The sequence below is a fragment of the Massilia rhizosphaerae genome (assembly GCF_016093545.1).
GTDB lineage: Bacteria > Pseudomonadota > Gammaproteobacteria > Burkholderiales > Burkholderiaceae_D > Telluria > Telluria rhizosphaerae.
The window spans coordinates 267849-293669 of record NZ_JADKYX010000003.1; the positions used below are offsets into that span (position 1 = coordinate 267849).

Sequence of the window (25821 nt, forward strand, 5' to 3'; positions counted from 1 at the left end):
CTCATCGAGATTAGGAGTTCATCATGGAGTTCGATATGGTCGATAACGCAGCATTGGGCACGGTCATCAAGGTCGTCGGCGTTGGCGGCGCGGGTGGCAATGCGGTCCAGCATATGATCAACAAGGGCGTGGCCGGCGTGGAGTTCATCGCGGCCAATACCGACGCCCAGGCGCTGGCCGCATCCAGCGCCCACAACATCATCCAGATCGGCGAGTCCGGCCTGGGTGCGGGCATGCGTCCGGAAATCGGCCGTCAGCTGGCCGAGCAATCGCGCATGCGCATCGAAGACGCGCTGCGCGGCGCGCACATGGTCTTCATCGCCGCCGGCATGGGCGGCGGCACGGGCACCGGCGCCGCGCCGATCGTCGCGGAAGTCGCCAAGAGCCTGGGCGCGCTGACCGTGGCCGTCGTCTCGAAGCCGTTCTCGTACGAAGGCCAGAAGTGCATGGACGTCGCGGAAAACGGCCTGAACGAACTGACCAAGCACGTCGACTCCTTGATCGTCATCCTGAACGAAAAGCTGGAAGACATCTACGAAGACGAATCGATGCTGGACTGGATGAAGCATGCGGACGACGTGCTGAACAACGCCGTCGCCGGTATCGCCGAGATCATCAACGTGCCGGGCCACATCAACGTCGACTTCAACGACGTGAAGACCATCATGAGCGAGCAGGGCAAGGCCATGATGGGTACCGCGACTGCGTCGGGTGTCGACCGCGCGCGCATCGCCGCCGAGCAGGCCGTCGCTTCGCCGCTGCTGGACGGCATCGACCTGTCGGGTGCGAAGGGCGTGCTGGTGAACGTCACCGCGTCGCGCGGCCTGAAAGGCAAGGAGATCAAGGAAGTCATGGCCGCCGTGCGCGCCTTCGCTGCACCGGACGCCGCGATCGCACAAGGCATCGCCTACGACGACGAGATGGGCGACGAACTGCGCGTGACCGTCGTCGCGACGGGCCTGGGCAAGAACAAGGCCAACATCTCGCTGGTGCAGCCGCAGCAGGTCCTGCGCACGGGCACGTACGGCGCGCCGATGATGTCCGGCACCCCGGGCGTGACGGGCGGCGTGACCATGGGGTCGGCGGGCGGTGCCGGCGCGATGGACGGCATGAAGCAGCCGGCCGTGTGGCGCCGCGAGCAGGCGTCCGAGCAGGTGCGCGCGATGCAGAACAACGGCGTCGAAACCTACGACATCCCGGCGTTCCTGCGCAAGCAGGCCGACTGAGGCTGAAAGACTCCAACGCCGGCTGACCACCGGCGCTCCATGATGCGGGGCCAGGCTGTTCCAAGCAGCCTGGCCTTTCGTTTTTGGGCGGCCGGTAATTCGGGGTCAGAGCATATTTTTCGTCGAAATCGTGCTCTGACCCCGAATTATTTTGATGCGTGAGGACAGTTGATCTTTTGCTGGACTTGGTTCTCGCTGGGAGACGACGTCGACGTGGCTTCGAAACGTGCGCCGCGGCTATTGTTCGGAAAAGTGCTCTGACCCCGAATTTCTCGAAAAAAGTGCTCTGACCCCGAATTTGTTTGGATGGGGCATACTTGCGGGTTCTGAAAACTTGAAAGGAACATCTCCATGACCATCCAGATCGGCGACCGCCTGCCCGAAGGCACCCTGCAGGAATTCATCGACGTCGCAACCGAAGGCTGCGCGCTCGGCCCGAACACGTTCAACGTGTCCGATCTCGTGAAAGGCAAGACCATCGCCATCTTCGGCCTGCCCGGCGCCTTCACCCCGACTTGCTCGGCCCAGCACCTGCCCGGCTACATCAAGCTGGCCGACCAGCTCAAGGCCAAGGGCGTCGACGAAATCTGGTGCATCTCCGTCAACGATGCGTTCGTGATGGGCGCGTGGGGCCGCGACCAGAAGGCCACCGGCATCGTCCGCATGATGGCCGACGGCAGCGCCACGTTCACCAAGGCGCTCGGCCTGGAATTCGACCTCGTCGCCAAGGGCTTCGGCGTGCGTTCCAAGCGCTATTCGATGCTCGTGCAGGACGGCGTCGTCAAGCAGCTGAACGTCGAGGACGGCGGCTTCGACGTGTCGTCGGCCGAGACGATGCTGAAGCAACTGGGCTGACCGGTAGTGAGCCGGCTCGCCGGGAATCTGCGCAGCATCCGCGCGATGCTGGTCTGTGTCGCCATGTTCTCGGTCATGGACACGACGATGAAGCTCTTGTCCGCGCACTTCCCGGCGATGCAGGTGGCGGCGATCCGGGCGCTGTCCGCGCTGCCGCTCGTCGGCGCCTATTTGTTCTGGCGCGGCGGCCAGCGTTCGCTGCTGCGCGTCCGCTGGCCGCTGCACCTGCTGCGCGGCGCCATCGGCATCGCGATGCTGTCGCTGTTCACATACGGCCTCAAGACGCTGTCGCTGGCCGAGGCGTATTCGATCTTCTTCGTCGGTCCGATCCTGATCACGGCGCTGTCCGTGGTCGTGCTGGGCGAGCGCGTGAACGGCGCGCGCTGGATCGCGATCGCGGTCGGCATGGCCGGGGTGCTCGTCATCCTGCGTCCGGCCGGCGCCGGCGTCTTCACGCTGGGCGGACTCGCCGTGCTGGCCGCGGCCGTGTGCTATGCCGTGTCGGCCGTCGCCGGCCGCATGCTGGCGCGCACGGACCGGGGCGAGCACATGATGTTCTGGCTGATGGTCCTGATGGCCGCCGGCGCGACGCCGCTGGCCGCGCCCGCCTGGGTGCCCGTGCAGGCCGGGCATTGGCTGCTGATCCTCCTGCTTGCCGTCAGCGGCTTCTTCGGCCAGCTGGCGCTGACGGAAGCGTTCAGCCACGGCGAGGCGTCCGTCGTGGCGCCGTTCGAGTACACGGCGCTGGCCTGGGGCGTGGCCATCGACTGGCTCATGTGGAAGACCTTGCCCGATACAACCACTTTGCTGGGCGCGGCCATCATCATCGGTAGCGGCCTGTACCTGATCCGCCACGAAACCGTGCACGCGGAAGCCGAGCATCCTTGAAAACGTGGTGTTCCTGCCACCGGGGAAAGACCGTCACCGGCATGCGGGAAAGCCCTACGATATAATCGAACGATGCTCAAACAAAGAACCATCAAACAACTGGTGCGCACGACAGGTGTCGGCCTGCACTCCGGGACCAAGGTCGAGCTGACCCTGCGTCCGGCGGCGGCCGATACGGGCATCGTGTTCCGCCGCGTCGACCTCGACCCCGTGGTCGAGTTTCCGTCGAACGCCGACATCGTGGGCGACACGCGCATGGCGTCGGTGCTCACGCAGGGCGATGCGCGCGTCTCGACCGTCGAGCACCTGATGTCGGCCTGCGCCGGTCTCGGCATCGACAACCTGTACGTCGACGTCACGGCCGAAGAGATCCCGATCATGGATGGTTCCGCGTCGTCGTTCGTGTTCCTGCTGCAGCAGGCGGGCGTGCAGGAGCAGGCCGTGCCCAAGAAATTCATCCGCGTGTTGAAACCCGTGGAAGTGCGCCAGGGCAGCGGCGCGGGCGAGAAATGGGCGCGTTTGAGCCCGTACGACGGTTTCCGTCTCGACTTCTTCATCGAATTCAACCATCCGGCCGTGGACGGCACGACGCAGCGCGCCGTCGTCGACTTCGGCAAGGGCTCGTACGTGCACGACGTCGCGCGTGCCCGCACCTTCGGCTTCATGCAGGACGTGGAAAGCCTGCGCGGCATGGGCCTGGCGCGCGGCGGCTCGCTGGAAAACGCGATCGTGATGGACGAGTACCGCATCCTGAACGCGGACGGCCTGCGCTACGACGACGAGTTCGTGCGCCATAAAATCCTCGACGCGATCGGCGACCTGTACCTCGTCGGCGCACCCCTGCTGGCCAGCTACGAGGCGCACAAGTCGGGCCACGGCCTGAACAACCTGCTGCTGCGCGAACTGCTGGCGCATCCGGATTCCTATGAAATCGTCACGTTCGACGCGCCGGAACGGGCGCCCGTGTCGTATGGCGCGCAGATGGAGCGGGAGTGGGCGCTGACGTGATCTGACGTACCCACCGGGCGCCGGCATGACGCAAACGTTGAACGGTGGGCACCCCGTGCCCACCAAATGCCGGCCTGACCGCTACAGCTACTTGCGCCGCTCGGCCAGCCGCTTGAGCGCCGCCTTCAAAGCCGCATTCTGCGGCGTCTCCGGCAACGTGTCACCGAGCTGCTCGAACGCGTCCACCGCCGTGGGCGGCAACGTGAGCGTCGACGGCTTCGGTTCCTCGCGCACGGGCACGTTGGGCCGCATCTGGATCTTGATGCGCACGTTCTCCACCTGCCATCCCTTTTTCTGCAAACCCGCCTGCAGCTTGGGCAGCTGCTGCTTGAGCTTGGCCGCGACGGCCGAGGAGGGCACGGCGAGGGTCAGGGCCGCGTCCTGGAACGACAGCACGTCGCAGCCGGCATACATCGGCGGCAGGATCGTCTTGACGTCGCGCTGCAGGTTGCCCACGCGCAGCGCGGTCGGCATCAGGGTGGCGAGGCGGTCGTTGGCGCGCAGGAAATCGGTGGCGACGAACGACGTCTTGCGGTCGCGGGTGCCGTAGATGTGGAAGGGACGCTGATTGTTCGGAGACTGCATGCCGCGAACATACCACAGCCGCGCGCATGCCGCGACGATTCCCGCGCGGTGTGTGAAATCGAATGCAGTTTGATAACATTTTTTGCCAGCCGCACTTGTGATCCGCCGGGCGACCCCCAAGTGTGGCCGCATCGCATGATAAAATCGGTGGCTTTTTGCCATTGGCGCTCTCAGGAAGATACCTTTTTGCTATCATCCTGAGCTCCTCGGACTTTTTCGCGGCGTACTTTTGAAGAACACAGCATGTCATTCCTGACCAAGATTTTCGGCAGCCGTAACCAGCGTCTGCTCAAGCAATACCAAAAATCCGTACGCGAGATCAACGCGCTCGAACCGCAGATGGAAGCGCTGTCCGATGCCGATCTCCAGGCAAAGACAACCGAATTCAAACAACGCCTGGCCGGGGGCGCCACCCTGGACGACATCCTCGTGGAAGCCTTCGCCGTCTGCCGCGAGGCCGCCAAGCGCGTCATGAAGATGCGCCACTTCGACGTGCAGCTGATCGGCGGCATGGTCCTCCACTACGGCAAGATCGCCGAGATGGGCACGGGCGAGGGCAAGACGCTGATGGCGACCCTGGCCGTCTACCTGAACGCGCTGTCCGGCAAGGGCGTGCACGTCGTGACGGTCAACGATTACCTGGCCCAGCGCGACGCCGAGCAGATGGGCCGCCTGTACGGCTGGCTGGGCCTCACGACGGGCGTGAACCTGTCGCAGATGGACCACGACAGCAAGCAGAAAGCCTACGCTTCCGACATCACCTACGGCACCAACAACGAATACGGCTTCGACTACCTGCGCGACAACATGGTGTACGACGTGCGCGAGCGCGTCCAGCGGAGCCTGAATTTCGCCGTCGTCGACGAAGTGGACTCGATCCTGATCGACGAAGCGCGCACCCCGCTGATCATCTCCGGCCAGGCCGAGAACCACACGGAGCTGTACCACAAGATCAACGAAGTCCCGCCGCTGCTCACCCTGCAGATCGGCGAGGAGACCCCGGACGGCAAGGGCGAGGTCGAAGTCCCGGGCGACTACACGAAGGACGAGAAGGCGCACACCGTGCTGCTGACCGAGGCCGGCCACGAAAAGGCCGAAGCCATCCTCACGAAGATGGGCCTGCTGCCGGAAGGCGCGTCGCTGTACGACGCCGCCAACATCACGCTGATCCACCACCTGTACGCCGCCCTGCGCGCGCACGTGCTGTACCACAAGGACCAGCACTACGTCGTGCAGAACGACGAGGTCGTGATCGTCGACGAATTCACGGGCCGCCTGATGACGGGCCGCCGCTGGTCCGAGGGCCTGCACCAGGCCGTGGAAGCGAAGGAAGGCGTGCGCATCCAGAACGAGAACCAGACGCTGGCCTCGATCACCTTCCAGAACTACTTCCGCATGTACGCCAAGCTGTCCGGCATGACCGGTACGGCGGACACGGAAGCGTACGAATTCCAGGAAATCTACGGCCTGGAAACCGTCGTCGTCCCGCCGAACAAGCCGTCGCAGCGCAAGGACCGCCAGGACCAGGTCTACAAGACCGCGCAGGAAAAATACCAGGCGATGGTGAACGACATCCGCGACTGCTACGAGCGCGGCCAGCCGGTCCTCGTCGGCACGACGTCAATCGAGAACTCGGAACTGCTGTCCGGCATCCTGAACCAGGCCAAGCTGCCGCACAACGTGCTGAACGCGAAGCAGCACGCGCGCGAGGCGGAGATCATCGCGCAGGCGGGCCGTCCGAAGATGATCACCATCGCCACCAACATGGCGGGCCGCGGCACCGACATCGTCCTGGGCGGCAACGTCGAGAAGCAGATCCAGTTCATCGAGGCCGACGATGCGCTGTCGCCGGCGCAGAAGGAAGAGCAGTCCGCGACGCTGCGTTCGGAATGGCAGTCGCTGCACGACCACGTCGTGGCGCAAGGCGGCTTGCACATCATCGGCACCGAGCGCCACGAGTCGCGCCGCGTCGACAACCAGCTGCGTGGCCGTTCCGGCCGCCAGGGCGACCCGGGTTCGTCGCGCTTCTACCTGTCGCTGGACGACCCCTTGCTGCGCATCTTCGCGGGCGACCGCGTGCGCGCCGTGATGGACCGCCTCAAGATGCCGGAAGGCGAACCGATCGAAGCGGGCATGGTCACGCGTTCGATCGAAGGCGCGCAGCGCAAGGTCGAGGCCCGCAACTTCGACATCCGCAAGCAGCTGCTGGAATACGACGACGTCGCCAACGACCAGCGCAAGGTGATCTACACCCAGCGTAACGAATTGCTGGAAGCGGCCGATATCTCCGAGCTGATCGCCAGCTTGCGCATCGGCGTGTTCACCGACGTCGTGCGCACCTACGTGCCGGCGGAGTCGGTGGAAGAGCAGTGGGACGTCCCGACCCTGGAGCGCGTGCTGGCCGACGAGTGGGCCCTGTCGGTGCCGCTGGCGCAGCTGCTGGAGGAAGAGCCGAACCTGAACGACGACGACATCCTCGAGCGCGTGCTGGCCGCCGCGGAGGCGTCGTACGAGGCGAAGGTCGCGATCGTCGGCAAGGAAGCGTTCGGCGGCTTCGAGCGCAACGTCATGCTGCAGAATATCGACACGCACTGGCGCGAGCACCTGGCCGCGCTGGACCACCTGCGCCAGGGCATCCACCTGCGCGGGTACGCGCAAAAGAACCCGAAACAGGAATACAAGCGCGAAGCGTTCGAGCTGTTCGGCGCCATGCTGGACCAGATCAAGAACGAAGTGATCCGCACCATCATGACCGTCCGCATCCAGACCCGCGAGGAAGTCGAGGCGGCGGAAGCGGCCATGCAGGCGGCCGCCGCGCACCTGGAAAACATCAACTACCAGCACGCCGACTTCGACCCGACCGCGGCGCCGGAAGAACTGATGGCGCCCCTCGCGGCCACGCCGGGCACCATGGCGATGGCGGACGATTCGGCCACGTCCTATCTGGGCGTCAAGGTCGGCCGCAACGACCCGTGTCCGTGCGGCAGCGGCAAGAAGTTCAAGCAATGCCACGGCAAGCTGGCGTAACGCCCTAGCGCCCGACGACAGGCACCCCACGAGGTGCCTTTTTTTCACCCAAAATTCGGGGTCAGAGCACATTTCCGATCAAATCCGGGGTCAGAGCACTTTTCCGATCAATGTCCGGATGGATAACAAGTCAGCAAGGCTTGCGCGCATATCGGGAGCGGAGTCGTGACCGGAGGCGTGGCGCTCGCATCGACGGCCGCACAAACTTACTTCAAGGTCAGTGCTCCAAAAAGTGCTCTGACCCCGAATTTTTGCTCTGACCCCGAATTTGACCCCGAATTTTTGGGCCGCGAATTTTTGATGGCGGTTTGGTAATGCGCGCGCCGGGTCGGGTGCGCTACGATGGGCGTTCGCCCATTCGTTCGCACATCATGGATTTATCGCCTTCCCGCTACGACCTCGCCAAGGTCCCGGCCGTGACCCTCGGCTTCTGGATCATCAAGATCCTCGCGACGACGCTCGGCGAGACCGCCGGCGACGCCGTGACGATGACGATGGAACTCGGCTACCTGGCCGGTACGGCGATCTTCGCGGCGCTGCTGGCCGTGATGCTCACCGCGCAGATCCGCGCGCAGCGCTTCAACCCGCTGCTGTTCTGGACCGTGATCGTCGCCACGACGACGGTCGGCACGACGCTCGCCGACCTGTGCGACCGCTCGCTGGGCATCGGCTACCTCGGCGGCGCGTCGTTGCTGGCCGCGCTGCTGGCGGCGACGCTGTTCGCGTGGCACCGCACGCTCGGGTCGGTGTCGATCAACCGGCTCGATACGCGCGACGCGGAAGTGTTCTATTGGGTGACGATCCTGTTTTCCCAGACCCTCGGCACGGCCCTCGGCGACTGGGTCGCCGATCCGGACACCGGCTGGGGACTGGGCTATGGCGGCGGTGCGGTGCTGTTCGCGGCGGGACTCGCCGTCGTGCTCGCGCTGTACGCGTTCACGCGCACGTCGCGCGCCGCGCTGTTCTGGGCGGCGTTCATCCTCACCCGGCCGCTGGGCGCGACCGTCGGCGACTTCCTCGACAAGCCCGTCGCCGCCGGCGGCCTCGCGTTGAGCCGCTACACGGCGTCCGCCGCGCTCGTCGCCGCCATGCTGCTGCTCGTGCTGCTGTTGCCCCAGCGGGCGGAGCGGATCGTACGCGACTGACGCGCCGGCGTCAGGGCGTCAACGCCTTGCGCAGCCAGGCGATCGTCGCGTCGCCGATGCCGGGTCCCATGCGCAGCAGGGGCTCCGTCGCGGTGGCCTTGCGGAAGGCGTCGACGTCCCGCTGGTCGGTGCCGACCATGTCGTGGAACAGTTCCATCCATTGGCGCCCCAGGTCGCGCGCGCGCGGTCCCGTCGCTTCCGGATCGGCCTGGATCTCGGTCTGTACCTGCGCGATCAGGGGCGTCCACTCCTGGCCGCGCGTGGCGAAGTGACGGCGCATGCGGTCGACGATTTCCGGGCGCATGTATTTCGCCCACGCGTCGAATTTCAGTTCGCCGACGGCGGCCTTCACGTAGTCGAAAATCTGCGTCGGCATACCGACGGCATCTTTCTCGCGCTCGGCCATGGCGTTCATTTTCGCTTGCAGCGCCGGGTCGCCGCCCGTGTCGCGCTCGAACGTCTGCAGCCAGCGCAGGCCGAAAGCCTTGGCGGCATCGGCGTTCGGCGGCACCTGGGAGTCGATCAGGCCGCGTGCCTGCTCGACCATCCCTTGCCACTGGGCCTTCGCGGCATCGTTGCGAACCATCGGCAGGCGGTCCAGTTCCTCTTTGGTGAAATAGCGTTCGTACACGTTCGTCATGTCCATGGTGTTCTCCAGTGTGGTGAGCCACGTGGACAGGTCCGGCGCGCTGCCGAGCACGAGCTCTGCGCGCACGCGCAGCAGTTGGTCGCGCAGGCGCCTGGCCTCGGCCATGCGTGTTTCGAGCGCTTCCAACTGGCGGTCGACGATCGCCAGCGGCGAGCCGGCCGGACTGTCCAGCGTGAGGGCGATGTCGGCCAGGCTCAAACCGAACGCGCGCAGGGCCTGGATGCGGTGCAGGCGTGCCACGTCGTCGCGGTCGTAGAGCCGGTAGCCGGCATCGGAACGCGCGGAAGGGCGGAGCAGGCCGATGCTGTCGTAGTGGTGCAAGGTGCGCACCGTCAGGTTGGCCAGGGCGGCCAGCTCTCCCACTTTCAGCATCGTTCGTCCCCGTTCTTCAGCGTACGGACAGTCTCCGGCCTCACGTGGCGTCAGGGTCAAGGGGTTGCGCTTCGCGGAAGCGCTTTTCCTCGTGCCACAGGGTGACGAACAGGGTCATGACGACGGGACCGACGAACAGGCCGATCAGGCCCAGCGTCTCGACGCCGCCGAGGATGCCCAGCAGGACGGCGATGAACGGCAGTTGCGTCGCGTTGCCGATCATCGCGGGCCGCACGAAGTGGTCGGCCACGAACAGGACGACGATGCCCAGGGCGAGGACCGCGATCGCGGCGATCGTCGCGCCCTGGTAGGCCAGCAGCGCGGCGGCGGAGCAGAACGCGAGCGGGGCGCCGAACGGGATGATGGCGAGGACGCCCGTGACGGCGGCCCACAGCATGGCCGACGGCAAGCCGGCGAACTGGTAGCCGACGCCGAGCAAGACGCCTTCCGCGAGGCCGACGAGCACGAGGCCATTGACGGTGGCGCGCACGGCCACCGGAACTTTCAGCGAGAACAGCGTCCAGCGCGTGACGCCGATCAGGTGCGCGCCGATGGCGTCCGTCTGGCGCTGCAGGGCGGCGCCGTCCTTGTAGAAGAAGAACAGGCAGAGGAAGGCGAACAGGATGTCGACGAGGCGGTGCATGACGCCGCTGCCGACCCGCTTGAGCACCTCGCTGGCCGTCTGCATGCGGCCGACGGAGCCGTCCTGCAGCAGGTGGGCGAGGCCGTGCGGCTGGCCCAGCGTGGCCAGCCACCAGTTGTAGACGGCGTCGCCGGCGAACGGGATGCGGTGCAGCCACTCCGGCGCCGCGAGGCCTTCCGTGTTGGCGCTGGCGACCACCTGCGCCAGTGCCGGCGCCTGGCGCGCGGCCTGAGTGACGCCCAGCGCGAGCGGCGTGATGAACACGATGGCGAGGGCGATGGTGACGAGGGCCGCCGCCAGGATCGTGCGGTCGTTCAACAGCGCGCGCGTCCGCGCATACAGCGGCCACGTGGCGATGCACAGGATCGCCGCCCACAGCAGCGGCAGGATGAAGCGCTGCGTCAGGAACAGGGCGCACAGGACGATCGCCAGCGAAAAACAGGCGCTCAGCACATCGCGTTGGTTGTCGGTCATCGGTCCTCCGGGAGATAGGCCATCTTACCAAAGTGGCATGGCCTATTTACGATGTTGCCGATTATTAATTACCGGACTTAAGCGTGTATTAACAGCGGCGCCGTCCCGTACGCTCGGCGGCGAGGCGTTACAATACCGGACCTTCTTTCCATCCTTTCCATCTTTCCATTAGAGAACGCCATGGCCGTCAATTCCCCCCTGCCCGTCGCCGCCGACCTGAAACCCGTCGCCGGCATCGAACTCGGTTACGCCGAAGCCGGCATCAAGAAGCCGAACCGCAAGGATGTGCTGGTGATGAAGCTCGCCGAAGGTGCGACCGTCGCCGGCGTGTTCACCAAGAACCGCTTCTGCGCGGCGCCGGTCCAGGTGAGCAAGGCGAATCTCGAATCGGTGAAGGCCGGCGGCAAGCCGATCCGCGCGCTGGTGGTCAACACGGGCAATGCGAATGCCGGCACCGGCGAGCCGGGCCTGCAGAATGCGCAGGCGACGTGCGCCGAAGTGGCGCGCCTGCTGGGCCTCGATGCGCAGCAGGTGCTGCCGTTTTCCACGGGCGTGATCCTGGAACCGCTGCCGGTGCAGAAGATCGTCGCGGGCCTGCCGGCCGCCGTCGCGAACCTCAAGACCGACAACTGGTTCAACGCGGCCGAAGCCATCATGACGACGGACACCCAGCCGAAGGCGGCATCCGTCACGACGACGATCGAGGGCCACACCGTCACGCTGACCGGCATCAGCAAGGGTGCCGGCATGATCAAGCCGAACATGGCGACGATGCTGGGCTATCTCGCCTTCGACGCGAAGGTCGCGCAACCGGTGCTGGACGAACTCGTGAAATACGCGGCCGACCGCTCGTTCAACAGCATCACCATCGACGGCGACACGTCGACGAACGATTCCTTCATCCTCGTCGCCACGGGCGCCGGCTCGCTCGTCGTCGATTCGACCGACAGCCCGGCCTACGTCGCGCTGCGCGACGCCGTCACCGGCATCTCGCGCCACCTGGCGCAGCAGATCATCCGCGACGGCGAAGGCGCCACCAAGTTCATCACGATCACGGTGGAGCAGGGCCGCGACATGGACGAGTGCCGCAAGATCGCCTACGCCATCGCCCACTCGCCGCTCGTGAAGACCGCGTTCTTCGCGTCCGACCCGAACCTGGGCCGCATCCTGGCCGCCATCGGCTACGCTGGCGTGGACGATCTCGACACCGCAAAGCTCGACCTGTACCTGGACGACGTCCTCGTCGCCAAGGCCGGCGGCCGCAATCCGGACTACAAGGAAGAAGACGGCCAGCGCGTGATGAAGAAGGCCGAGATCCTCGTGCGCGTCGTGCTCGCGCGCGGGCAGGCGGAGGCCACCGTGTGGACCTGCGACCTGTCGCACGACTACGTCTCGATCAACGCCGACTATCGTTCGTAACGCCTCATGAATCAACTGGAGAACTTCCTGCACCGCGCCGAGGCGCTGCTGGCGCGCGTGGAGGCCTTGCTGCCGCCCGCCGCGCCGCGCGATCCGGACTTCCGGCACGGCTATGCCTACCGCTGGCGCAAGCGTCCGGGCGCGGGCAACGTCAAGTACCTGCAAGCGGTCGCGCACACGGCCAGCATCCGTCTCGACGACCTGCAGCACATCGGCCCGCAGAAGGAACAGATCGAGCAGAACACGCGCCAGTTCGTGACGAAGCGCCCCGCCAACAACGTGCTGCTGACGGGCGCGCGCGGCACCGGTAAATCGTCGCTGATCAAGGCGTGCCTGAACCAGTTCGCCCACCAGGGCCTGCGCCTGATCGAGGTGGACAAGGCCGACCTGGCCGACCTGCCGGACATCGTCGACATTGTCGCGGGCTGGCCGGAGCGCTTCGTGATCTTTTGCGACGACCTCAGTTTCGAAGAGGGCGAGGCCGGCTACAAGGCGCTGAAGGTGGCGCTGGACGGCAGCATCGCGGCGCAGTCGGACAATGTGCTGATCTACGCGACGTCGAACCGGCGCCACCTGATGCCGGAAAAATTCTCGGACAACGACGGCTACAAGCACGTGGCCGACGACGACCTGCACCCGGCCGAGACCGTCGAGGAAAAGATCTCGCTGTCGGAGCGCTTCGGCCTGTGGCTGTCGTTCTATCCGTTCAAGCAGGACGACTACCTGGACATCGTCGGCCACTGGCTGCAAAGCTTCGGCTGTACGCCGGCACAAATCGCGTCCGCGCGCGGCGATGCCCTGCGCTGGGCGCTGGGCCGCGGCTCGCGTTCGGGCCGCGTGGCGTGGCAGTTCGCCAAGGACTACGCGGGCAAGCTGCCGCCGGCACCTGCTCCGGCACAGGAACAGATCGATGTCTGAGGCTTCGAAAAAACCGGTGGACGTTGCCGTGGGTGTGCTGATGCGCCCGAACGGCGACGTGCTGCTCGGCCAGCGGCCCGACGGCAAGCCGTACGCCGGCTATTGGGAATTCCCGGGTGGGAAGGTCGAGCCCGGGGAAGACATCTTCCACGCGCTGCAGCGCGAATTCGTCGAAGAACTGGGCGTGAAGGTGCTCTCGGCCGAACCGTGGTGCTGTGTCGAACACGTGTACGAACATGCGCACGTGCGGCTGTACTTCTACATCAGCCGCGAGTGGGAAGGCGAGCCGCAAAGCCTGGAAGGGCAAGCGTTCGCGTGGCAGGGCGCATATGCCGTCAGTCCGCTGCTGCCGGCGACGATTCCTTTGCTGGCGTGGCTGGACCAGGTGCGGTACGCGGGTAAGTGATCTTCGCAGTTGATCAAGCTGGATGCGTAAGTCCATGTCCGACGGGGTGAGGAATCGTGTAGGCACCTTTGTAAAAGTACAGTTTTAAGTGTACAGTCAAAGCGTATAGTGACCATGGCCGTGTATAATGTTGGATCGTTGCTGTAAACGTATCTGCTGAGTTCTTGAGGAGGCGAGATGAGCACGAAAAAAGCTTTTTCTCGTGGTGATGTGGCGGCTATTACTACGCGAATGTCGCACAAACCTACTTATGGTGTTGCCTCTACTACTTTATCGCATGCGCCGGCCTCTCCGGTGGCTGCAAAAGTCATGCGTGAAGTAGGAGTGTCTCGCGAAAAGATGTCAAAAGCCTACAGTTTTGCAAAAACTGCCATTATTGCAAAAAAGTAACATTCTGAGCAGTGGCATATAATACCATCTACGAGAAATTAACCGCGAATCCGGACGATCTAATAGGCGCGTTCGCTTATATTATTTATAAGCAGCAGAAGGTTGATTTCTATAAGTCGTTTGCAGGACGCACTCCCACGCCTGACGAAGTTAAGAATTTCCACGCAATCGCGTCACTCGATACCTCGATAGCAGCTTATCGCGCGCAAGGTGAGGCTATGGCTCAGGCTTTTCTCAATGCCAGTCTTGACGAATTGGTGGAGCGCACAGAGGCGGATACCCGTCAAGACACCCTCTATAAGCATATCGAAACCGTTAGCTCTGGATTGGCTGCGAAGCTTGGTGTTATCAATGACTCACTACAAGCGAAACGGACCGTTGGGGGCTGGGCTCGCGACGTAGGGGGTAATCTTCTCGTCAATTTAGTCACGATTTTTGTTATTGGCGCCTTTGTGCTCGGCTATAAGTTTATGGGTGAACTCCAGCAAAACGCCGAGCAAAAAGCAGGGCTGAATTCAACCACTGCTGCTCCAGCCAACGTAGGAGGCGCTGCAAAGCCTGCGGAAACTGTACCCCCACCAAAGTCGTAGCAGTGTCTCTTGCCGTAGCGTTGAAATACGTCGCCTGAAACAGTGCTGTAGAAGCGAATCGCGGTAGCTAGCTCGATCGTTCTCACGTATGCAGCAATCTGCCGCCCGCGAACGACCAGTTTTCCCAGGTCGTTTCCTTGAAGACGACCATCACGTTTTCCGGATCGAAGCCGTCCGCGCGCAGGCGGTTCATCAGCTCGCCCAGCAACTTCTTCTTGACCTTCACGCTGCGTCCGACGGACCAGACGATCTCGATCAGCGCGAAGTCGTCCGTGCGCGTCGTCTGGACGTCGGGGTAGTGGGTGTCGTAGCGGAAGTCCGCGGCGTCGAGTTCCAGCACGCGCTGGAACCGGTCGGTGTCGGGCACGCCGGTCGCGCCGAGCGCGGCGTGGACGGCGGCGAAGACCTTGTCCTTGAACTCGGCGCTTTTCGGCTTGCGGACGGTGAGCGTGACGAACGGCATGCGGCTTCCTCGCTGAGCTTATTCCTTCGAGACGGAATCGTCGTCGGCGTCGCCCGGCGGCGCGCCGGGAATCGTGTACTTTTCTTCGGCCCAGGCGCCCAGGTCGATTTGCTTGCAGCGTTCGGAACAGAACGGACGGAATTTATTCGCTTCCGTCCATTCGACCTTCTTGCCGCAGGTGGGGCAGGCTACGACGGTCATGGTGTTTCCAACATCAGAAATTGCACAGTGTGAGCTCGAACGGGACGTCTTCTTCCAGCGGCTTCGGTTTCAAGTCGCCGCCCTGGGTCGTGAAGCGCACCCACAGCATGTATTTGTTGGCGGAGATCTCGGGGATCGCGCCGAGGGATTCGTCCAGCGACAGGCGCAGCATCTGGTAGACCTTACCTTGCAGCATCTGCTGGTAGCTGCCGGACGTGGCGATCATCTTGACGGGGCCGCCGGAATCGCGCAGCAGGCGCAGCACGAGGGCCAGCGCGTCGAACAGGGGCGCCAGCGGGGCGAACCAGGCCACGATGTCGGCGTGGCGCTGCCCGGCCGGGCGCCGCTGCCACGCGTAGTAGGACGGCAGGTCGAATTCGCAGGCGCCGCCGGGGATGATCGTGCGGCCGCGGATGCTCATCAGCCATTCGTTGTCGCGCACGTTCTGGCCCGTCTTGCCCTGGGCGTTGACGAGGGCGTTGCTGACGGTGTCGAGCTCGGCCAGCACGGCGTCGAGCATGTCCTTGGCGACGGCCGGATTGCTGCGGTAGCCCAGCAGACTCTGCTTCTGGCGTTCCAGCTCCTGCAGGAGGTCGGACTTGAGGTCCGCGCGGCCCGCTACTTCCAGCATGTCGAAGATCGTCGCGAGCGCGACATGGTGCTGCAGAGGATGTTCCTGAACTACAAAGAATTTGAACTTCTCGTACAGGTCCTCCAGCCGCAACAACGTGCGTATGCGCTCGTTGAACGGGTATTCGTAGACGATCAAAATGACATCCTCAAGAATGTAGGCTGGCAACCACGTGATTCTGAACCATGATGCACAAAATTACAAACGCTTGCTTGTCTGCTCTGCCAATCTTGCCGCTTCGTCAAGATAAAAGCGGTGCAGGCGCTCCACTTGGGGCAGCAGGGCGTCGATGCCGGCGTCGTTGAGGATGACATCATCCGCTTCTTCCAGCCGGCGTGCACGCGAGACCTGGGCCGCCATGATGGCGCGGACCTGTTCTTCCGCCAGGCCATTGCGTGCCATCACGCGCGCCACCTGGGTGGCTTCCGGACAGTCGATCGCGAGCACGCGCGCCACGCGCTCGCGCCACGTGCCCGATTCGATCAGGAGGGGGACGGCGAAGATCGTGTACGGACCGCCGGCCAGCAGCGCGGCGGCGGCCGTCGCCTCGCGGATGCGGGGGTGCAGGATGGCTTCCAGGCGGGCGCGGGCGTGCGGGTCGGAGAAGACGAGGGCGCGCATCCTGGCGCGGTCGAGGGCGCCGTCGGGCGTGGCGTAATCGGGGCCGAAGGCGTCGATCAGCGCGGGCATCGCGGCGCCGTGCGGGGCCGTCAGGCCGTGGGCGATCCGGTCGGTGTCGACGACGGCGGCGCCGCGCGCGGCGAAGAGGTCGGCCACGGTCGTCTTGCCGCAGCCGATGCCGCCGGTGAGGCCCACCGCATACCGGGGCGGCGGGTGCGATGCTGAAACGGTCGGGCCGGTTGTCTCCATGCGATCCTCGGGCCCGGCCGCGAGGCTAGACCAAGAAACCCTGCGCGTAGCGGGTGAGTGGTGTTCCGTACAAGAGTGCGATCATACCAGCCGCCGCGAGATAGGGGCCGAACGGGATCGGATTATTGCGGTCGCGCTTGGCGAACACGATCAGGCCGATGCCGACGACGGCGCCGACGGCGGACGACAGGATGATGATGGTCGGCAGCATCGTCCAGCCCATCCATGCGCCCAGGGCGGCGAGCAGCTTGAAGTCGCCGTAGCCCATGCCTTCCTTGCCGGTGGCGAGCTTGAACAGCCAGTACACGGCCCACAGCGACACATAGCCGGCCATCGCGCCGATGACGGCGTCGCGCAGGGGCACGATGGTCCCGTTCAGGTTGACGAGCAGGCCCAGCCACAAGAGCGGGTACGTCAGGTCGTCGGGCAGCGTCTTCGTGTCGTAGTCGATCAAGGTCATCGAGATCAGGAAGTACGCGAACGCGAGGCTCGCCAGGCCCAGCCAGCCGCTGCCGAAATGCCAGACCAGCACGGCCGACAGCAGGCCCGTGACGGCCTCCACGATCGGGTAACGGGGCGAGATCGGGGCCTTGCAGGCGCTGCACTTGCCACGCAAGAAGAGCCAGCTGACGACGGGGACGTTTTCCAGCGCCGTGATGCCGTGGCCGCAATGCGGGCAGGCGGAGCGGGGAACCATCAGGTTGAAGCGGTCCTGGTGCGGCAATTCCTTGCCGGCTTCGTGCGCGATGTAGTTGTCGAGCTCGCGCTGCGCCATCACGGGCAGGCGGTACACGACCACGTTCAGGAAGCTGCCGATCAACAGGCCGAACAGGGCTGCGGCGAGAGTCGCGGCGAGGGTCGCCGGGGCGGCGAAGAGCAGGGTTTCCGGTGGCATGGCGCTCCGATGGTTGGCTGATTCCGTGAATCAACTATTCTAGGGGTTTTCCCGTGCTTTGGGCAGCGTCTTGACGCGTGCCCGCCACGTTCAGGCCGCCTCCGGCTGCGCGATCAGGTCGAACAGGCGCTCCAGCGGCACGGGCCGGCCCGGCAGCCAGCCCTGCACGAGGGGACAACCGAACTGGCGCAGGTAACCCAGCTGGGCGTCCGTCTCCACGCCTTCCGCGACCACCGTCAGCTTCATGTGCCGGCCCAGGTCGAGGATCGAGCGCACGATGGCGCAGTCGTTCCGGTCGTACGGCACGCCGGCCATGAACAGGCGGTCGATCTTGAGCGAGCCGATCGGCAGGTTCTTCAGCAGCGACAGCGACGAATAGCCCATGCCGAAGTCGTCCAGGCCGATGCCGAAGCCGCGCCGGCGCAGTTCGCGCATGATGGCGATCGACTTGTCGGCGTGCTTCATCACGACGCCTTCCGTCAGCTCGAGGCAGATGCGGCGCGGGTCGGCGCCGGCCGCCGCGGCCATGGCCGCGAGGCGGTCCGGCAGTTCGGCGTCGATGAATTCCGGCGCGGCCATGTTGACGTGCACGCGCACGCCGGCCAGCCCGGCCGCGCTCAGGCGGGCGACGTCGCGGCAGGCCTGGCGCACGACCCAGCGGCCGATGTCGACGATCAGGCGGCTCTGTTCCGCCAGCGGAATGAACACGTTCGGCGGCACGATCTCGCCGTTCGGCCGGCGCCAGCGGATCAGCGCTTCGACGGCGTCGATCTCCATGTCCGTGCTGGTGCGGATCGGCTGGTATTCGAGGAAGAATTCGCCGCGCCGGATCGCGCAGTGCAGGTCGGTCAGCAGGCCGATGCGGTGGCCCGCGTCGGCCGGCGCGCCGTCGCCGCAGAAGCGGCTGACAAGGTTGCGGCCATTCCGCTTGCTGGCGTACATGGCGGCATCGGCCGCGTGCAGGAGTTCGCGCGTGCTGCGGCCGTGGTCCGGATACGTGCTGATGCCGATGCTCGCCGACACCGCGAGCCGGTGCTCGCCGTAGACGAAGCGGCGGCGCGCCGCGTCCAGCACGGCCTCGGCCACGCGTTCCAGTTCGAGCGGCGTGGTGCCCGGCACGGACAGCAGCGCGAATTCGTCGCCGCCCAGGCGGCCGATACGCCAGCCGGGCGGCGCCAGCGCGCGCAGGCGCTGCGCGAACTCGGTCAGGACGACGTTGCCGGCATCGTGGCCGAACGCGTCGTTGATGGGCTTGAACTGGTCGAGGTCGACGAACAGCACGCCGAACGTCTGCCCGGGGCGCGCGTCGCGGCACTGGCGGTCGAGCTGGTCGTAGAAATGGGCGCGGTTGGCCAGGCCCGTCATCTCGTCGGTGTGGGCGCGCACGCGGATGCGCTCCTGCTGGCGCATGCGTTCGACGGCTTGGGCGATCATCGCGGCGATCGACTTGGCGAGGCCCGGCAACTGGGCATCGGGCTGGCGCTGCTGGACGCTGAAGAATTCGAGCACGCCGGGCCGCATCAGGCACGCGTCCGACGCGAGGAAGGTCACCGGGAAAAAATAGGCGGACTGCAGGCCGCACGCGCGTGCCGCCTCCGCCCGCAACAGGGCGGCCGTGCCGCTCGCATCCTCGATCCAGTGCGCGTCGCCGCTGGCCCAGACGGTGCCGATCATGCCCTCGCCGGGCGCCATCGCCAGGCGCGCGCTGGCCTCGCGGAACGGCGCCAGCGCCTGGTTCGGAGCCTGCCACGCATAGCGGCAGCGCAGCGCGGGGCGCGCGCCGGCGCGCTCGTCGAGCGACCAGTACGCGCCCCATTCCCAGCCCAGTTCCTCGCAGACGAGTTGCAGGATGCCGGTCACGGCGTCGTCGATGCTGTCGGTGCCGACGAGGTATTGCGTGAGCGCGAAGTTGAAGCGCTCGCGCGCGGCGGCCTGCTTCGCGGCGGTGACGTCGACGAGGATGCCGGCGGCGACGGCGCCGTCCGCCGTGTCGACCTGCTGCAGGCGCAGCCAGCGCAGGCCCCGTCCGCCCGTGCGCACGCGGAATTCGCACTCGGCGCCGGTGCCGCCGGTCGCGACGCGGCCGAGGGCGGCGCGCACGACGGCGCGGTCTTCCGGCTCGACCCGCGCGAGGCAGGCGTCGGGATCGGCATGCCGGCCGGTGCCGAAAAAGGATGCGGCGACGGCCGACAGCGCGATGCCGCCGCCGGCGCGGTCGAACCACCAGCGGCCGAGTCCGGCAACGAGGTCACCCGGGTCGGCGAGGTTGGGAAGGAGGGAAATGTCGATGTTCTGTATGGTCATGAAAGCCGCGAGCGATGAGATCGATGGACATGCACCAGAACCGGACGGGCCGGTCCGGTTTGCACCGAAACGGACGCCGGACGGCCTGGTCGCCATCTTGGTGTTGGTCTATCCGTCCAGATGCAAGTTGCATGCCGGTCATCGGTCCGTGCAGGCGGCCGCGCCGGGCGCGCGCCGGAACAGCCAGAAATGTTCGTCGCGGTCGGCCGGGCGGGCGCCGTCCCACACGGGCCGCCACGTCGCCGCGTCGCTGCAGCGCGGCAGGCGGCCGTCCGGGTTCTCCAGCAGGATCTGCGTGCAGGCTGACGCCGGCCGTTGTTCCAGCCGCTCGGTCACGATGCCGTCGTAGTAGTGCAGCAGCGCGCGTTCGCTTTCGCCGACGCCGTAGCTGGCCACGCAGCCGGCGGCCAGCGCCGGCTGCAGCGCGCGGAAGACGTGGCGGTAGGCCTTGACGTCGTCGATCCACGGCAGGAACAGCGTCGTCGCGAGCAGCCAGCACAGCGCCATGCCCGTCACCCACGTCTGCAACGCCGCCTGGCGCCGCGGATGCAGGAACATGAGCCAGGCCGCGCCGGCCGTCGCGCCCGACGCGCAGGCGAGCCGCCAGGCGTCCACGTGCCGGCCGGGATGCGGCGGCAGCAGCCCGGCGAGCGCGCGCAGGTGCAGCGGCGCGGGCAACAAGACGATGTCGGCCCACGCGAGCCACAGCGTCAGCGCGACGCCGCCGAACAGGATGCGCGCGCCCATGCGCCACGCGGATTCCGCGCGTGGCGCCAGCGCGAGGGCGCTGCGCGCGCCGAGCAGGGACAGCGGCAGCAGCAGGGGCAGCGCATAGCCGCCGCGCGCGGACGCCGCCGCGACCAGCACGCCGAAGATGACGGCCGCCAGGACGACGGCCGACTGCAGGCGTTCGTCGCTGGCCAGCTGCGCGCGGTCGCGCCACAGCGCGACGGCCGCGAGCGGCGCCGCCGGGAACGTGATCCACCACAGGTTCTTCGTCCAGAAGCCGGGATCGTGCGCCGCGCCCAGCTCGGGCACGGCAAAGCCGACGAAGCGCCCGATATTGTTCATCCAGAACCAGTCGCCGAACAGCACGGGCGAGCGCAGCCAGAGCGCGGCCGGCCACAGGGTCAGCCACGGCAGTGCGGCCAGCAGCGCGACGAGCACCGTGCGCGCGTAGGCGCGCGCCCGCCAGCGCGCGAAGCACAGCGGCAGCAGCAGGGCGGCGAGGCCGAACACGCCGGGCGCGAGCAGGCCCTTGGCGAGGAAGCCGACGCCGACGCCGGTGCCGACCGCAATGCCGCTCGCGACCGGGCGCGTGCGCCAGCGCGGCAGGCCGGCCATGGCGACCGCGATCCCGGCCAGCAGCGCGGTGTCCGTCAGCATCAGGTGGGAAAACGCGGCCAGTCCGAAGCAGCCCAGCAGCACGCAGACCGTCGTGCGGCCGAACTGCGCGTCGACCCACAGCCGGCCGCACCGCGCCAGCGCCGCGCACGCGAGCAGGATGAACAGGCCGGTGGCCAGGCGCGCGCCGTCGTGCAGCGGCAGCACGGGCGACGTCAGCGTGGCCAGCGCGCCCGCGACCCAGTAGAACAGCGGGGGCTTTTCCATGAACGGCTCGCCCGCCATCCTGGGCACGACGGCATCGCCGGTGGCCAGCATGTTGCGCACGATCTCGGCGATATACGTCTCGTCCTGTTTCCACGGTTCGTGGCCGAGGAGGCCGGGCAGGACATACAGCCCGAGCAGGAGCAGAAAGGCCCAGGTCCGGGTGCCGAGCACGAAGCGGCCGGCCAGTTGTGGTTCGGCCGCGCGCGGCGCCGGCGCGGTGCCGGGGCGCAGCACCTGGCCGATGTCGTCGAGCTCGGGGGGGCGTGCTGGACATGGCGGTTTCCTGTGTCACTCTGCGCCAACGGTAATCCCGGCGCGCGCTGGCCTGTTTGATGTCGTCGTACTCGATCGGCATCGACAGTGGCATCGAACGACCGTATTTACGACGCGTAAAAATGATAGCTCTGCGTCGGGCGCACACACGTTACGGTTTGGTTATTTTTTCGATTTGTCATGCAGTGTGGGAATATGATGCGGCCTCGACGAACCGCATCCATGGAGGAAACATGAAGAACTATCTCGCCGTCTTGTTCACCGCATTGACCGCATTGACCGCATTGACCGCGTTGACCGCGACCGCCGCCCCGGCCCAGACGACGGTGCCGAATCCGCTGGCACCGGACAAGGCCGTCCCGAGCGCCCCCGCGGCGGCCAAGCCCGCGGCATCCGCGCCGGCGCACAAGGAGCAGGCGCCGGGCGGCGGCGCGGGCAAGGTCTGGGCGAACAGTTCCAGCAAGGTCTATCACTGCGAAGGCGACAAGTACTACGGCAAGACCAAGAAGGGCGAGTACATGACGGAAGCGGACGCCAAGGCCAAGGGCTATCACGGCGTCGGCGGCAAGTCCTGCTCCAAATAAACCTGCGCTTCACGGCGTGAGTTCGTCCTGCGCGCGCATGGCCCCGCGCAGGAGCGCCGGCACGGCCACCGCACCGAGGACGAACGCGATGCCGGCGAGTTGCCGCCCGCTCACCGGCTCGTGCAGCAACAGGGCCGCCAGCAGCAACGCGGCGACGGGCGCCAGCGCCGTGAACAGCGCCGCCTCCGTCCCGCCGACGCGGGCCGTGCCCGCATACCACAGCAGGAATCCGCCGACGGTGGGCACCAGCGCATAGTAGGCGACGGCGAGCAGCGCGGACGGCGTGGCGGCCGCCACCGGCGCCCGTTCCGCCAGCGCGAACGGCAGGGAGGCCGCGAGTCCGATGGCGCTCATCAAGGTGGACAGCGCGAGCGGGGAGATCTCGATCCGCACCCGCTTGTCGAGCAGGATGAACAAGGCTTCGCACAGCACCGCGCCGAGGACGAGCGCATTGCCCGCCGTCGGCCCGGCACCGGCGCCCGCCGGTTGCAGCACGAACAGCCCGGCCCCCGCCAGCGCGACGGTCGCGAGCAGCGCCGGCCGCGGCCGCTCGCCCAGCACGCACACGGCGACGACGGACGACACGACGGGCAAGGTGCCGAGGATGACGCCGGCATCGAGCGCCGACGTCGCGCGCAGCCCGGCCATCAACAGCGCCGTGTATCCGGCCGTGCCCGCCAGCCCCTGCACGACGAGGAGGGCACTGTCGCGCAGTCCGGGGCGAGGCAGGCGTTGGCCGGACACGCGCAGCAGCACGAGAAAACAGGGCAGGGCGAGCGCGAAGCGCAGCGCGGTGGCGGTGAATGGCGGCAGGCCGGCGGCGGCGATCTTGCTGGCCACGACGGTGCTGCCGACCAGCATCATCGCCAGCGTCAGGTACAGGTAACCCAGGGTGGTGCGGGACACGGCGTTCTCCTCGTCATCGACATGGAAACGCAGGTTAGCCGCCTGCTCGGCGCGGGTATTGAATGAAATTGCAGGCGAACGCGGACGAACTCAGGCGAGCGCGGCGACGTACGCGCCGGGCGTGATGCCATAGGTGCGGATGAAGAGCCGCGTCATGTGGCTCTGGTCGGCGAAGCCGCCGGCGGCGGCGGCTTCCGCCAGCGCCGACCCGCGGGCCAGCAGGGCGCGGGCCGCGTCGATGCGGCGCTGGATCAGGTAGGCGTGCGGCGTCAGGCCGGTCGCCCGGGCGAATTGGCGCACGAGCTGGAACCGGGTCAGCCCGCTGGCCTGGGCCAGGTCGGCGAGGCTGTGCGCGGCGGCCGGCGCGTCGTCGATCATGGCCCGGGCCCGCGCGATCGCGGCCGTGGCCGGCGTGGGCCGGTTGCGCGCAGACGTCTCTTGCAGGCCCCGCAGCAATTCGAGCAGCGATTGTTCGCGCAACAGGGCGGTCGCGGCGCATCCCGGGTCGGCCGTGACGGCCGCGTACAGGCGCCGAAAGCAGGCGGACAGCGCGGCGTGGCGCGCGACGGGATGGCGGAACGTGTAGTCGTCGCTGGCCCCCTCGTTCAGGTCGGACGCGACGGCACCCGCGAGATGCGGGAGCGCTCAGTGTACGGCCGGCTTTTTAATCGTGGCAAGCGGTTATCGGCTGGAATGAAGCGGATTGTCCGGCTTCAGGCGTGCCCGTGGGCGCCGCATGCGTTTTTTCGCGGCGAACTTCCTGAGCTTTGGAAACACCAGCGAGCGTTCGCCGCAGTCGCTGCACAGGATGTGCTCGCTGCTCCACAGGAGGCGCATCAAGGGCGTACGCGCGATACGCCGCACATAGGTGGAACCGCATTCGGGGCAGGAGGCCATGGGACGATATACTGGGGATTGTGAATTATTCTTCCAGCATAGCGGCAATTGCTGAGTTACACCGTGCGGTAGCGCACAATGGCGCGTGGCCGATGCGTTAGGTGCGCCACAGTCGGCCGCGCGAGACCCCGCTAGTGTGCGAGCATGGGCACGCGGATATCCGATCGAAAACTCTATGCGATGAAACGCATGTCGCTCGCCTTGCAGCGCGCGGCGGCGGCGCGGCCGCTCGGCCCGAGCACCGACCGCGCCCTGCGCTGGGCCGCGGCCTGGGGTCTACTGGCCGGCATCCGGACGCCGCGCACGCGCATCCGCTTGCGGCGGACGACGCTGCATTGCAGCAGGGACGTCAGACCACGGACCCCAGCTTGAAGATCGGCAGATACATGGCCACGACGAGGCCACCGATCAGCACGCCCAGGACGACCATGATCATGGGCTCCATCAGCGACGACAGCGCTTTGACGGCTTCGTCCACTTCTTCCTCGTAGAAGTCCGCCACCTTGCCCAGCATGCCGTCCAGCGCGCCGGATTCTTCGCCGATCGCGACCATCTGCGTCACCATGTTCGGAAACACATTGGCGTTCTGCATGGCGGCGGTCAGGCTCGTGCCCGTGCTGACTTCCGTCTGAATCCTTTTCGTCGCTTCCAGGTAGACGTAGTTGCCGGCGGCGCCACCGACGGAATCCAGCGCTTCCACGAGCGGCACGCCGGCGGCGAACATCGTCGCCAGGGTGCGGGTCCAGCGCGCGATCGTGCCCTTGCGGATCACGTCGCCGAACACGGGAATGCGCAGCAGCACGCGGTCCATGAATTGCTGCATCTTCAGCGACCGGCGCCACGTCTGGAAGAAGAAGTACAGGGCGCCGAAGAGCGAGCCGAAGATGAGGTACCACCATTTCACGACGAAGTCGGAGATGCTCATCACGATCAGGGTCGGGGCCGGCAGGTTCGCGCCGAAGCTGGTAAAAATGGATTTGAACGCGGGCACCACCCAGATCATGATCACGGCCGTGACGATGAAGGCGATGGCGATGATCGAGCACGGGTACATCAGCGCGCCCTTGATCTTGCTCTTGAGCGCGAGCGTCTTTTCCTTGTAGATCGCCAGGCGCGTCAGCAGGTCTTCCAGGATACCCGCCTGCTCGCCGGCGCCGACCAGGTTGCAGAACAGCGGGTCGAAATACAGCGGGTATTTGCGGAAGGCGTTGTTCAGGCTGGTGCCCGTTTCGATGTCGGCGCGCAAGTCCATGATCAGCTTGGACATCGACGGGTTCGCGTGGCCCTTGCCCACGATGTCGAACGATTGCAGCAGCGGCACGCCGGCCTTCATCATCGTGGCCAGCTGGCGCGTGAACAGCGTGAGGTCCTTGTCCTGGATCTTCTTGCCGCTGCGATACACCTTCTTCTTGACCTTGGTGACCATGATGCCCTGTCGGCGCAAGGTCACGTTCACGATGGTCTCGCCGCCGGCGCGCATTTCGCCGCGCACGGTCTTGCCCGTCTTGTCCTTGCCTTCCCAAGCGAAGATGTATTCCTTGACCTGCGCACCGGGTGCGCGGCGAGCCGTAGCGGATGTCGTTGCCATGTC

25 protein-coding genes are annotated in these 25821 nt (G+C 66.2%); 12 read left to right on the forward strand and 13 right to left on the reverse strand.

Annotated elements, in window-relative coordinates; all coding sequences use genetic code 11:
- The first annotated feature begins 23 nt into the window (after positions 1–23).
- The 4 genes from ftsZ (at position 24) to lpxC (ending at position 3977) form a co-directional block, all read left to right on the forward strand.
- Complete coding sequence (ftsZ, locus tag ISF28_RS06880) at positions 24–1226, forward strand: cell division protein FtsZ (RefSeq protein WP_198116415.1); 1203 nt, start codon at positions 24–26, stop codon at positions 1224–1226.
- A 351-nt stretch (positions 1227–1577) separates the two neighbouring features.
- Positions 1578–2081 (forward strand): peroxiredoxin, encoded by a 504-nt coding sequence (locus tag ISF28_RS06885; protein ID WP_198116416.1) that lies wholly within the window; start codon positions 1578–1580, stop codon positions 2079–2081.
- A gap of 45 nt (positions 2082–2126) precedes the next feature.
- Positions 2127–2969 carry a DMT family transporter gene (locus ISF28_RS06890; protein ID WP_198116587.1) on the forward strand — a complete coding sequence of 281 codons (843 nt, stop codon included), beginning with the start codon at positions 2127–2129 and terminating at the stop codon, positions 2967–2969.
- A gap of 72 nt (positions 2970–3041) precedes the next feature.
- Positions 3042–3977 carry a UDP-3-O-acyl-N-acetylglucosamine deacetylase gene (gene lpxC / locus ISF28_RS06895; RefSeq protein ID WP_198116417.1) on the forward strand — a complete coding sequence of 312 codons (936 nt, stop codon included), beginning with the start codon at positions 3042–3044 and terminating at the stop codon, positions 3975–3977.
- Positions 3978–4064: 87 nt separating this feature from the next.
- Here lpxC and ISF28_RS06900 read toward each other — a convergent pair whose 3' ends face one another.
- Complete coding sequence (locus tag ISF28_RS06900) at positions 4065–4562, reverse strand: DciA family protein (RefSeq protein WP_198116418.1); 498 nt, start codon at positions 4560–4562, stop codon at positions 4065–4067.
- A 243-nt stretch (positions 4563–4805) separates the two neighbouring features.
- Here ISF28_RS06900 and secA point away from each other — a divergent pair, with 243 nt between their 5' ends.
- Both secA and ISF28_RS06910 read left to right on the forward strand, forming a co-directional pair.
- Positions 4806–7589 carry a preprotein translocase subunit SecA gene (gene secA / locus ISF28_RS06905; RefSeq protein ID WP_198116419.1) on the forward strand — a complete coding sequence of 928 codons (2784 nt, stop codon included), beginning with the start codon at positions 4806–4808 and terminating at the stop codon, positions 7587–7589.
- Between the two features lie 371 nt (positions 7590–7960).
- Entirely contained in the window at positions 7961–8734 is a 774-nt protein-coding gene (locus tag ISF28_RS06910) for a COG4705 family protein (protein WP_198116420.1), read from the forward strand.
- A 10-nt stretch (positions 8735–8744) separates the two neighbouring features.
- On the opposite strand, the gene ISF28_RS06915 is transcribed toward ISF28_RS06910, so the two are convergent.
- Together ISF28_RS06915 and ISF28_RS06920 are read right to left on the reverse strand one after the other, a co-directional pair.
- On the reverse strand, positions 8745–9755 hold the full coding sequence (locus ISF28_RS06915) for a MerR family transcriptional regulator (protein ID WP_198116421.1): 1011 nt from the start codon (positions 9753–9755) through the stop codon (positions 8745–8747).
- A gap of 40 nt (positions 9756–9795) precedes the next feature.
- Entirely contained in the window at positions 9796–10872 is a 1077-nt protein-coding gene (locus ISF28_RS06920; RefSeq protein WP_198116422.1) for an AI-2E family transporter, read from the reverse strand.
- Between the two features lie 180 nt (positions 10873–11052).
- Between ISF28_RS06920 and argJ the strand changes: the two genes are divergently transcribed.
- From argJ to ISF28_RS06945, 5 genes are all read left to right on the forward strand, one after another.
- Positions 11053–12291 carry a bifunctional glutamate N-acetyltransferase/amino-acid acetyltransferase ArgJ gene (gene argJ, locus ISF28_RS06925; protein ID WP_198116423.1) on the forward strand — a complete coding sequence of 413 codons (1239 nt, stop codon included), beginning with the start codon at positions 11053–11055 and terminating at the stop codon, positions 12289–12291.
- 6 nt (positions 12292–12297) lie between these two features.
- Positions 12298–13209, forward strand: a complete 912-nt coding sequence (locus tag ISF28_RS06930) for an ATP-binding protein (protein WP_198116424.1) — start codon at positions 12298–12300, stop codon at positions 13207–13209.
- Positions 13202–13615 carry an NUDIX domain-containing protein gene (locus ISF28_RS06935; protein ID WP_198116425.1) on the forward strand — a complete coding sequence of 138 codons (414 nt, stop codon included), beginning with the start codon at positions 13202–13204 and terminating at the stop codon, positions 13613–13615. The genes ISF28_RS06930 and ISF28_RS06935 overlap by 8 nt, the downstream gene beginning before the upstream one ends.
- A gap of 177 nt (positions 13616–13792) precedes the next feature.
- Entirely contained in the window at positions 13793–14005 is a 213-nt protein-coding gene (locus ISF28_RS06940) for a hypothetical protein (protein ID WP_198116426.1), read from the forward strand.
- Between the two features lie 11 nt (positions 14006–14016).
- Positions 14017–14595, forward strand: coding sequence for a hypothetical protein (locus ISF28_RS06945; protein ID WP_198116427.1), 579 nt, complete (start codon positions 14017–14019; stop codon positions 14593–14595).
- 82 nt (positions 14596–14677) lie between these two features.
- Here ISF28_RS06945 and ISF28_RS06950 read toward each other — a convergent pair whose 3' ends face one another.
- The 7 genes from ISF28_RS06950 to ISF28_RS06980 form a co-directional block, all read right to left on the reverse strand.
- Positions 14678–15058, reverse strand: a complete 381-nt coding sequence (locus tag ISF28_RS06950; RefSeq protein WP_198116428.1) for a tautomerase family protein — start codon at positions 15056–15058, stop codon at positions 14678–14680.
- A gap of 18 nt (positions 15059–15076) precedes the next feature.
- Positions 15077–15259 (reverse strand): DNA gyrase inhibitor YacG, encoded by a 183-nt coding sequence (gene yacG, locus ISF28_RS06955; RefSeq protein ID WP_198116429.1) that lies wholly within the window; start codon positions 15257–15259, stop codon positions 15077–15079.
- A 13-nt stretch (positions 15260–15272) separates the two neighbouring features.
- Positions 15273–16028 (reverse strand): cell division protein ZapD, encoded by a 756-nt coding sequence (gene zapD, locus ISF28_RS06960; RefSeq protein ID WP_198116430.1) that lies wholly within the window; start codon positions 16026–16028, stop codon positions 15273–15275.
- Between the two features lie 60 nt (positions 16029–16088).
- Entirely contained in the window at positions 16089–16760 is a 672-nt protein-coding gene (gene coaE / locus ISF28_RS06965) for a dephospho-CoA kinase (protein WP_198116431.1), read from the reverse strand.
- 25 nt (positions 16761–16785) lie between these two features.
- A complete protein-coding gene (locus ISF28_RS06970; RefSeq protein WP_198116432.1) occupies positions 16786–17655 on the reverse strand; it encodes a prepilin peptidase in 870 nt (289 codons plus the stop codon).
- A gap of 90 nt (positions 17656–17745) precedes the next feature.
- Positions 17746–19959 carry a putative bifunctional diguanylate cyclase/phosphodiesterase gene (locus ISF28_RS06975; protein ID WP_198116433.1) on the reverse strand — a complete coding sequence of 738 codons (2214 nt, stop codon included), beginning with the start codon at positions 19957–19959 and terminating at the stop codon, positions 17746–17748.
- Between the two features lie 138 nt (positions 19960–20097).
- Positions 20098–21804, reverse strand: a complete 1707-nt coding sequence (locus ISF28_RS06980) for an ArnT family glycosyltransferase (protein ID WP_198116434.1) — start codon at positions 21802–21804, stop codon at positions 20098–20100.
- A gap of 272 nt (positions 21805–22076) precedes the next feature.
- On the opposite strand from ISF28_RS06980, the gene ISF28_RS31145 reads away from it, so the two are divergent.
- Entirely contained in the window at positions 22077–22427 is a 351-nt protein-coding gene (locus ISF28_RS31145) for a signal protein (RefSeq protein ID WP_198116435.1), read from the forward strand.
- Positions 22428–22436: 9 nt separating this feature from the next.
- Here the strand turns inward: ISF28_RS31145 and ISF28_RS06990 are convergent, their stop codons facing one another.
- The 3 genes from ISF28_RS06990 to ISF28_RS07000 form a co-directional block, all read right to left on the reverse strand.
- Entirely contained in the window at positions 22437–23333 is an 897-nt protein-coding gene (locus ISF28_RS06990; protein ID WP_198116436.1) for a DMT family transporter, read from the reverse strand.
- Positions 23334–23423: 90 nt separating this feature from the next.
- On the reverse strand, positions 23424–23813 hold the full coding sequence (locus ISF28_RS06995; RefSeq protein ID WP_229518917.1) for a helix-turn-helix transcriptional regulator: 390 nt from the start codon (positions 23811–23813) through the stop codon (positions 23424–23426).
- 766 nt (positions 23814–24579) lie between these two features.
- Complete coding sequence (locus ISF28_RS07000) at positions 24580–25818, reverse strand: type II secretion system F family protein (RefSeq protein WP_198116437.1); 1239 nt, start codon at positions 25816–25818, stop codon at positions 24580–24582.
- Between the last annotated feature and the right edge of the window lie 3 nt (positions 25819–25821).